Origin of the sequence: Cellulosimicrobium cellulans (assembly GCF_016921195.1) — a bacterium.
Lineage (GTDB): Bacteria > Actinomycetota > Actinomycetes > Actinomycetales > Cellulomonadaceae > Cellulosimicrobium > Cellulosimicrobium cellulans_F.
Genome location: NZ_JAFGYF010000002.1, coordinates 628,355 through 637,798, shown reverse-complemented (window position 1 = coordinate 637,798; position 9,444 = coordinate 628,355). Strand labels below are relative to the sequence as shown.

The 9,444-nt window shown below is 75.4% G+C and carries 8 protein-coding genes and 1 rRNA gene; all 9 read left to right on the top strand.

All coding sequences use genetic code 11. The annotated features are described in order from the left end of the window. The first annotated feature begins 180 nt into the window (after window positions 1–180). Window positions 181–297 (top strand): 5S ribosomal RNA (gene rrf / locus JN535_RS07910). A gap of 838 nt (window positions 298–1,135) precedes the next feature. Beyond that, complete coding sequence (locus tag JN535_RS07905; protein ID WP_307868393.1) at window positions 1,136–1,915, top strand: hypothetical protein; 780 nt, start codon at window positions 1,136–1,138, stop codon at window positions 1,913–1,915. Further along, window positions 1,912–2,934 (top strand): HAD-IIA family hydrolase, encoded by a 1,023-nt coding sequence (locus tag JN535_RS07900; RefSeq protein WP_205204567.1) that lies wholly within the window; start codon window positions 1,912–1,914, stop codon window positions 2,932–2,934. The genes JN535_RS07905 and JN535_RS07900 overlap by 4 nt, the downstream gene beginning before the upstream one ends. A 140-nt stretch (window positions 2,935–3,074) precedes the next feature. Continuing rightward, entirely contained in the window at window positions 3,075–3,302 is a 228-nt protein-coding gene (locus JN535_RS07895) for a hypothetical protein (protein ID WP_205204786.1), read from the top strand. Between the two features lie 2 nt (window positions 3,303–3,304). Then, entirely contained in the window at window positions 3,305–4,282 is a 978-nt protein-coding gene (locus JN535_RS07890; RefSeq protein ID WP_205204558.1) for a TlyA family RNA methyltransferase, read from the top strand. Next, on the top strand, window positions 4,279–5,268 hold the full coding sequence (locus tag JN535_RS07885) for an NAD kinase (RefSeq protein ID WP_205204556.1): 990 nt from the start codon (window positions 4,279–4,281) through the stop codon (window positions 5,266–5,268). The genes JN535_RS07890 and JN535_RS07885 overlap by 4 nt, the downstream gene beginning before the upstream one ends. Before the next feature lie 2 nt (window positions 5,269–5,270). Next, entirely contained in the window at window positions 5,271–7,025 is a 1,755-nt protein-coding gene (recN, locus tag JN535_RS07880; RefSeq protein ID WP_205204548.1) for a DNA repair protein RecN, read from the top strand. Between the two features lie 6 nt (window positions 7,026–7,031). After that, window positions 7,032–8,219, top strand: coding sequence for a putative cytokinetic ring protein SteA (gene steA / locus JN535_RS07875; protein WP_205204546.1), 1,188 nt, complete (start codon window positions 7,032–7,034; stop codon window positions 8,217–8,219). 126 nt (window positions 8,220–8,345) lie between these two features. Beyond that, window positions 8,346–9,443 carry a copper transporter gene (locus JN535_RS07870; RefSeq protein WP_205204544.1) on the top strand — a complete coding sequence of 366 codons (1,098 nt, stop codon included), beginning with the start codon at window positions 8,346–8,348 and terminating at the stop codon, window positions 9,441–9,443. Window position 9,444: the final 1 nt, after the last annotated feature.

Here is a 9,444-nt window from a genome sequence, read left to right as displayed (position 1 = left end):
AACACTGGGTCGATAGGCCGGACGTGGAAGCGGGGACGAAAGACCCGTGCAGCTGACCGGTACTAATCAGCCGACAACTTCAACACCAACACTTTGCTACGCGTCCACTGTGCGGTTCCCGAACCACCAACACCACACCCCCACAACGGGGTGACCCACGTGTTGACAGGTTCACAGAGTTACGGCGGTCACAGCGAAGGGGAAACGCCCGGTCCCATACCGAACCCGGAAGCTAAGCCCTTCAGCGCCGATGGTACTGCCCTGGAGACGGGGTGGGAGAGTAGGACGCCGCCGGACAACCCTTCACCGAAGGCCCACCCCACACGGGGTGGGCCTTCGGCATTTCCGGATCTCTAGATCTGCCGGCCGGCGACACGCCACCGCTCCGCCGCGGCCGTGCGGTCATCCCCCGCCCGTTCCGTGTGACGTCGGAGCCGACGTGGGAGGATGGCCTGCGCAAACTTCACAACGAGAGGTAACCCTGGTGAACGACACCTCCCACGAGTCCGAGTCGGACCGCCCGTCCTCGGGCGGCGACCGTGGCGGACGCCGCGACCGCGACGGTCGGCAGGGCCCTTCCCGCGACGCGCGGGGCGCCGGCCGCGGCCAGTCCGGTGGCGGCACCGGCTCGAGGGACGGTGACGGTCCTCGCCGGGGTGGCGACGGTGCCCGTCGCGGCCCGCGTGACGACCGCGGCCGTCAGGATCGAGGCTACCGGGGACAGGCGGACGGGGGTCGCGGACGTGCGGAGAGCGGCCGCCCCGACCGCCACCGTTCCTCGGGTCCCGACCGTCGTGACGGCGAGCGGCCGGACCGTGATCGCCGCGAGCACGGCGAGGGGCGCGGCGACCGTGCCGGGCGTCGTGACGACCGGGCACCTGCCCGCGACGGGCGGAGCGGGTCGGGGGCACGCGGTGACGGGTACCAGCGGCCTTCGCGTCCGGGGGAGGGCAACCGGGGTCGGTACGGCCGCGACGCCGCCGACCGTCGGCGGGAGGGTTCGGGTCCGCGTGACGAGCGTCGGGGTGGCGACCGCCGTGGGCACGCTCCGCGTGCGGGTGCGGGCCGCGAGCGGGACGGTTTCGACCGTCGCCCGGAGCCTCGTCACCCCGCGGGGCCGGCGATCCCCGACGAGGTGCAGATCTCTCAGCTCGACCGCGCGGCCCGAGGGCGGCTGCGGACGCTGAGCAAGGAGACCGCCGAGGTCGTCGGGCGCCACCTCGTCATGGCGGGGCGTCTCATCGACTCCGACCCGGAGCTCGCGTACGAGCATGCGCAGGCGGCAGTCCGTCGAGCGGGACGGGTCGACGTGGCGCGCGAGGCGGCCGGCCTGACCGCGTACGCGACCGGCCGGTACGCCGAGGCGCTGCGCGAGCTGCGCACGGTGCGACGCCTCAACGGGTCGTCCGAGCACCTCCCGATCATGGCGGACTGCGAGCGCGGTCTCGGCCGGCCCGAGCGCGCGCTCGCCCTCGCGGCGTCGGAGGAGGCCGCGACCCTCGACGACGTCGGGCGCACCGAGCTCGCGATCGTCGTGAGCGGCGCGCGCGTCGACCTCGGCGAGCTCGACGCGGCTCTCGCCGCGCTCGAGCAGGTGCCGGCGGTCGGGAAGCGGGGCGAGCTCGGGGCTCGGGTCCTGCAGGCGCGCGCGGCGGTGCTCGAGGTCGCGGGTCGGACCGAGGAGGCGGCCGAGATCCTCGCCGGCATCGACGCGAACCTGCTCGCTGCGGTGCTCGGCGAGGACGACGACGTCGTGGTCTACGACCTGACGGACGAGATCGACGAGGACGGCGAACCTGTCGCCGAGCGCGCCGGGGCCGACGTCGAGCAGGCGCCGGACGACGCGGCGCCGGACGCAGCGCACGACGAGGCGGAGCCGTCGTCCGCACAGTCGGACGAGGAGGACGACCGGTGAGCGCGGGTCTGCTGGGGAGCGACGTCGCGCTGGCCGACCGGTACGACCTCGCCCTCGTCGACCTCGACGGCGTCGCCTACCGCGGGCACGAGCCGATCGAGCACGCGGCGGAGGGCCTGACCACGGCACGCTCGCGCGGCCTGCGCCTCGTGTTCGTCACGAACAACGCGTCCCGCGAGCCCGGCTCGGTGGCCGAGCAGCTCACGGGCCTCGACATCCCCACCTCGGCGGACGAGGTCATGACGGCCGCGCAGGCGGCTGCCGCGCTGCTGCGGACCCGCCTCGAGCCCGGCGCGCGCGTCCTCGTGGTCGGCGGGGCCGGTCTCGTGACGGCCGTCCACGACGCCGGCTTCGTCCTCGTGGAGTCCGCCGACGAGGAGCCCGACGCCGTGGCGCAGGGCTTCGCCCCCGAGCTGGGGTGGGCGCAGCTCGCCGAGGCCGCCTACGCGGTCCAGCGGGGCGCCTGGCACGTCGCGAGCAACCTCGACCTGTCGCTGCCGACGGCGCGCGGTTTCGCGCCGGGCAACGGGTCGCTCGTCGGGGCGGTGCGCGCCGCCACGGGCGTCGAGCCGGACAGCGCGGGCAAGCCGTCGCCGACCATGTACCGGCTCGCGATCGAGCGTGCCGGCTCGCGGGCCCCGCTCGTCGTCGGGGACCGGCTCGACACGGACCTCGCCGGGGCCCGCGCCGGCGGCTACCCCGGCCTGCACGTCCTCACGGGGGTGAGCACGGCGCGGGACACGATCCTCGCCCAGCCGCACCTGCGTCCGCACTACGTGGGCGCGGACCTGCGCAGCCTCCTCGAGCCGCACCCGGAGCCGAAGCGCACCGAGGACGGGTGGTGGACGTGCGGCGCCAGCGCGGCGCGTGTCGACGACGGCGCGCTGCGCCTCGACGTCCGCGGCACCGCGACCGTCGACACCGTCCGGGCAGCCGCGGCGGCGGCGTGGGCGTCGGTGGACGGCGGGCTCCCCGTCGACCCGTCGACCGTCCCGGACCTGCCCGTCGGCACGCACTGAGCGCTCCCGGCGGGCGCGACGCGCCGCCGTGCCGAGGTCGACGGTCGTGCCCGTCCGTGGGACGCAACCGGTAGCGTGGTCCGCGATGCTCGGGCACGACCGGGCGACGACCCCGCAGCCCAGCAGACAGGAGGCAGGACATGACGGACGGTCCGCTGCGTCCCGTGCCCGGTCCGCCTCCCGGCGGACGGCCGGGGCCGTCGCCGGACGGCCGCGACGACGTGGCGCCCTCCACGGTGACCAGCCCGCTCGACGCCGCGCTCGGACGCCTGGACGGTCTGGAGCAGCTCGCGACCGCCGACCACGTCGGCGTGCTGGAGGCGGTGCACGACGCCCTGGTAGCCGAGCTCGCCCGCACGGAGGACTGAGGGTGGGCGAGCGGACCGGTGCCCGCCTCGACGGCGAGCTCGTCCGGCGCGGGCTCGCGCGGTCCCGTCGGCAGGCCGCCGAGCTCGTCGCCGCGGGCCGGGTGACGCGCGGCGGGACGGTCGTGACCAAGCCCTCGACCGCCGTCGGGCCGCAGGACGTGCTCGCGGTGACGCCGGACCCGGCGGACCCCGGCTACGCCTCGCGCGCCGCGTTCAAGCTCGCCGGCGTGCTCGACGCGCTGGACGCGCTCGGTCCCGTCGGCGCGTCGCCCCGCCCGCCGGCCGTCGACGGCGCGCGCTGCCTCGACCTCGGGGCGTCGACGGGCGGCTTCACCGACGTCCTGCTCCGCCGGGGAGCGCGCGAGGTCGTGGCGGTGGACGTCGGGCACGACCAGCTCGTCCCGGCTCTGCGCGCCGACCCGCGGGTCGTGGTGCACGAGGGGCTCAACGTCCGCGACCTGGTACCCGAGCACGTCGGCCCGGTGCCCGACCTCGTCGTCGGCGATCTCTCGTTCATCTCGCTCGCGATGGTGCTGCCCGCCGTCGCGGGCGTCGTGGGCCCGGGCTCCGACCTGCTCCTGCTCGTCAAGCCGCAGTTCGAGGTCGGGCGCGAGCGGCTCGGGAGCGGCGGCGTCGTGCGCGACCCCGCGCTCCACGTCGAGGTGGTCGCAGCGGTGGCGCGGCACGCCGCCGTGGCGGGGCTGCGGCCGCTCGCCGTGGTACCGAGCCCGCTGCCGGGCCCGAGCGGGAACCGTGAGTACTTCTGGTGGCTGCGGGCCGGCGACCCCGGCCGCGCCGACGGCGCCGCGCTCGAGGACTCCGCGCTGGAGGACGCCGCGGCCGCGGCGGTGGCGTGGCAGCCCGCGGCCGACGGCGGCCTGCCGCCCGTGGTCCTGGTGTCCCGGCCCACGCCCGTCGGGACGCAGACGCCTTCCGACGCCTCGACGCACGCACGACCCCTGACAGGAGGAGCACCGTGACGCGACGCGTGCTGATCGTGACCCACGGCGGCCGCCCGGAGGCGGTCGTCGCGCTGCACGAGGCGGTGACCGAGCTCGAGCGGGCCGGGTTCACCGTGACGCTGCACGACGACGACCTCGCGGAGTCCTTCGGCGACCACATGGCGCGCACGCGGGCGCGCGAGGGCGTCGCGGAGTCCGAGGTCGTCATGGTCCTCGGCGGGGACGGCACGATCCTGCGTGCGGCGGAGCTCACGCACGGGACCGGGGTGCCGTTGCTCGGCGTGAACCTCGGGCACGTGGGCTTCCTCGCCGAGAGCGAGCGCGAGGACCTGCGAGCGGCCGTGGGGCGGCTCGCGGCGTACGACTACACGGTGGAGGAGCGCACGATCGTCGAGGTGCGTGCGTACCTGCCCGGCGAGCCCGAGCCGCTCGTGGGCTGGGCGCTCAACGAGGCGACGGTCGAGAAGGCGCAGCGCGAGCGCATGATCGAGGTCGTCCTCGGGGTCGACGGCCGCCCGCTGTCGTCGTTCGGCTGCGACGGCGTCGTCACGGCGACCGCGACCGGGTCGACGGCGCACGCGTTCTCCGCGGGCGGCCCCGTGATGTGGCCGGACGTCGACGCGGTGCTCGTCGTGCCGCTCGCCGCTCACGCCCTGTTCGCGCGTCCGCTCGTCGTGGGCCCGCGCTCGACGATCACGGTCGACGTGCTCCCGGACTCGGCGTCGTCGGGGGTGCTCACGTGCGACGGCCGGCGGCGCATCGACCTGCCCAACGGCTCGCGGGTCGAGGTGCGGCGCTCCGACACGCCGCTGCGCCTCGCACGGCTCAGCACGGCGCCGTTCACGGACCGGCTGGTGTCGAAGTTCTCGCTGCCCGTGGTCGGATGGCGCGAGCGCGCGGCGAGCGTCGCCGCGACGGCGGGCACGACGGCGGAGCGCGCCGCGGCCGCCGCAGACGCCGGCAAGGCACCGAGGGACCACGACGTCACGGACGAGGAGGAGTGAGCGTGCTCGAGGAGATCGCGATCGAGAACCTCGGCGTCATCCGGTCGGCCCGCGTCCCGGTCGGGGCGGGTCTGACCGTGATCACGGGCGAGACGGGCGCGGGCAAGACGATGGTGCTCACCGGGCTCGGGCTGCTCATGGGCGGCAAGGCGGACCCGGCGACGGTGCGACCCGGTGCCTCGAGCGCCGTCGTCGAGGGGCGCGTGCGCGTCACCGACCGGCCGTCGGTCGCCCAGCGGGTCGACGACGCGGGAGGGCAGGTGGACGACGACGGCACGGTCGTCATCCTGCGCACGGTCGCGGCCGAGGGCCGCTCGCGCGCGCACCTCGGCGGCCGCAGCGTCCCCCAGGGCGTGCTCGCGGAGATCGCCGACGACCTCGTCACGGTCCACGGGCAGTCCGACCAGCTCCGGCTGCGGACCGCGAGCCGGCAGCGGGCGGCGCTCGACGCGTTCGCGGGCCCGGCGCACTCCGAGCTGCTGGCGCAGTACCGCGACGCGTGGACCGAGCGGACCGCGCTGCAGGCGGAGATCGACGACATCGAGGCGCGCGCCGGTGAACGGGCCCGGGAGGCGGAGCTGCTGCGCCTGGGACTGGCGGAGGTCGAGCGGGTCGCACCCCGGCCGGGCGAGGACGCCGAGCTCACGGCGCTCGTGGCGCGGCTCGGCAACGTCGAGGAGCTCCGCGTCGCGGCGCAGCTCGCGCACGACGCCGTCGCCGGGGACGAGGCCGCCGAGCCGCAGGAGAACGCGGTGGTGTCGGTCGACCGCGCACGACGCGCGCTCGAGTCGGTGGCCGGGACGGACCCGGAGCTCGCGCGGCTCGCCGAGCGCCTCGCGGAGGTCGGCTACGTGCTGGCCGACGTCGCGACCGAGATCTCCGGCTACGTCGAGGACCTCGCGGCCGACCCCGCCGGGCTCGAGACCGCGCACGCGCGTCTCGCGGAGCTCGGGACCCTGACGCGCAGCTACGGCGAGACGGTCGACGACGTGCTGGCCTGGGCGAGCGACGCCGGTCTGCGACTCCTCGACCTCGACGACGGCGGCGAGCGGCTCGCCGCCGCGACGGCGCGCCGCGACGACCTCGACGCCGAGCTGGACCGTCTCGGGACCGCGATCACGGCATCGCGCGAGCGCGCCGCGGCCGAGCTCGCGAGCGCGGTGACCGACGAGCTGCGCGGCCTGGCCATGGGCGGCGCGAGCCTGGTGGTCGACGTCGAGCGGGCCGACGAGCCCGGCCCCTGGGGCGCCGACGTCGTCACCTTCTCGCTCGTCGCGCACCCGGGCGCGCCGGCCCGGCCGCTCGGCAAGGGCGCGTCGGGCGGCGAGCTCTCGCGCGTCATGCTCGCGATCGAGGTCGCGCTCGCGACGGCCGCCGTGGACGGCACCGGCCAGGTGCTCCCGACGTTCGTCTTCGACGAGGTCGACGCGGGCGTCGGCGGCAAGGCGGCGGTCGAGGTCGGGCGCCGGCTCGCGTCTCTCGCACGACGCGCCCAGGTCGTCGTCGTGACCCACCTCGCGCAGGTCGCGGCGTTCGCCGACGTCCAGCTCGTCGTGACGAAGTCGTCCGACGCAGGTTCGGAGGACGGGCCCGACGACGCCGACGCGACCGCCGCGGTGACGGTCACGGGTGTGCGCGAGGTCACGGGGGACGAGCGCGTCCGCGAGCTCGCGCGGATGCTCTCCGGCCAGGAGGACTCGGACGCGGCCCGTCGCCACGCGGTGGAGCTGCTGGAGTCCTCGGTCGTGGGACGATAGGGCACGATGAGACTCACTCTGCGCAAAGCCTCCCTGCCGGAGGCCGGGTCCGGCACGCTCGGCCCGGCCAAGGTCGACGCGCGCACCAAGGCGCTCACCAAGCGGCTCCAGCCGGGGGACGTCGCGGTGATCGACCACGTCGACATCGACCGGGTCGCCGCCGACGCCCTCGTCGCGGCCAAGCCGTCCGCCGTCCTCAACGCCGCGAAGTCGGTCTCGGGGCGCTACCCGAACCTCGGGCCCGACGTCCTCGTCGAGGCGGGGATCGTCCTGGTCGACGACCTCGGCCCCGCGATCATGGCCGTGCCCGAGGGCCGCGAGCTGCGGCTCGACGGCGGCAAGGTGTACCTGGGCGACGACCTCGTGGCGGAAGGCGTCCTCCAGAGCGAGGAGACCGTCGCGCGCAGCCTCGAGGAGGCGCGTGCCAACCTCTCGGTCGAGATCGAGTCGTTCGCCGAGAACACGATGAACTACCTGCGGCGCGAGCGTGACCTGCTGCTCGACGGCGTCGGTGTCCCGGACATCCGCACGCCGATCGACGGTCGACAGGTGCTCATCGTCGTGCGCGGCTACCACTACCGCGAGGACCTCGCGACGCTGCGCCCCTACATCACCGAGTACCGGCCTGTGCTCATCGGCGTGGACGGCGGGGCGGACGCGATCCTCGACGCGGGCTGGAAGCCGGACATGATCGTCGGCGACATGGACTCGGTCTCCGACCGCGCGCTGAGCAGCGGCGCCGAGGTCGTGGTGCACGCCTACCGTGACGGCAAGGCGCCCGGACTCGAGCGCGTCCAGGCGCTCGGCGTCGAGCCGGTCGTGTTCCCGGCGACGGGCACGAGCGAGGACATCGCGATGCTCCTCGCCGACGACAAGGGCGCCGAGGTCATCGTCGCCGTCGGGACGCACGCGACCCTGGTCGAGTTCCTCGACAAGGGCCGTGCGGGCATGGCCAGCACGTTCCTCACGCGACTGCGCGTCGGCGGCAAGCTCGTCGACGCCAAGGGGGTCTCGCGCCTGTACCGGCACCGGATCTCCAACCTCCAGCTCTGGCTGCTGTCGATCGCGGGGCTCCTCGCCGTCGTCGCGGCGCTGTGGTCGACGGCGGCGGGCCAGACGTTCTTCGGGATCGTGGGCGCCCGGTTCGACGACCTCTGGTCGTGGATCGGGTCGCTCTTCTCGGGCGGCGGCTGACCCGGCCCGGGCCGTCGACGCCGTCGGCCCGCACGCCGTTCGGTCGCGACCGCGCCCGGTCCGCGCCCCCGCGCACCCTGACCTTGCCAGCACGCAGCAGCTCGAACCGAAGGACACCACCGCACAGTGATCGACTTCAGGTACCACATCGTCTCGTTGATCTCGGTCTTCCTGGCCCTCGCCGTCGGGATCATCCTGGGCGCGGGGCCGCTCCAGGGCGCCATCGGCGACCAGCTCACCGGACAGGTGGAGCAGCTGCGCACCGAGCGCAACGAGCTGCGCGACCAGCTCGACGAGGCGAACGTCACCCTCGGCAACGACTCGCGATACATCGAGGCAGCGGGTCCGCAGCTCGTCGCCGGGGCGCTCCAGGACCGTCGCGTCGCCGTCGTCGACCTGGACGGCGCCGACAACGAGCGGGACGACGCGATCGCCGAACAGCTCGAGACGGCCGGCGCGTCGGTCGTGGGCCACGTCCGGCTGACCGACTCGTGGACGAGCCAGGACGAGGAGAGCGCGCGCCAGACCGTGGCCGAGGGCCTCGGGGAGAAGCTGGGCGAGGTGCCGCAGGACGCGACCCCGGAGCAGCGGCTCGCCCGCGCGCTCGCCCTCGCGCTCACGGGTGCGGCCCCGACGAGCTCGGAGGAGCGCAGCCCGGAGGCCGTCGAGCTCGAGGCGCTCCTGGAGCGCTTCGCGCTCGTGGACGTGGTGTCCGAGCAGACCCTGCCGGCCGACGTCGTCCTGCTCCTCGGCGGACCCGCCCCTGAGCAGGCCGCCCCGGCGGCCGACGGCGAGGAGGCGCCCGCGCCGGACACGTACGTCGTCGACATCGAGGTCCAGGTCGCCGTCGCCGCGCAGGAGGTCGCCGAGGCGGCGCTCGTTGCCGGCCCGACGGCGGTGAGCGGTGACGTCGTGTCGACCATCCGGGCGAACGACGACCTCGCCGCGTCGATCTCCACCGTGAGCGGGATCGAGGCGGAGCCGGGCCGGATCAACGTCCCGCTCGCCCTCGCGGCGCGCATCGCGGACCAGGTCGGGCAGTTCGGGTTCGAGGAGAGCGCGACGGCGGTCCTCCCGCCGGCCGTCGAGCTCCCGCCGGTGACGCGCACGACATCGTCCGACACGGGCTCCCAGGGCGCTGCGGCGGGGGACACCGCGGGCGACACGGGGAACGGCGCCTCCGCCGACGTCGAGCAGACCGCCGCCGGCGCGGGGGAGGGCTGAC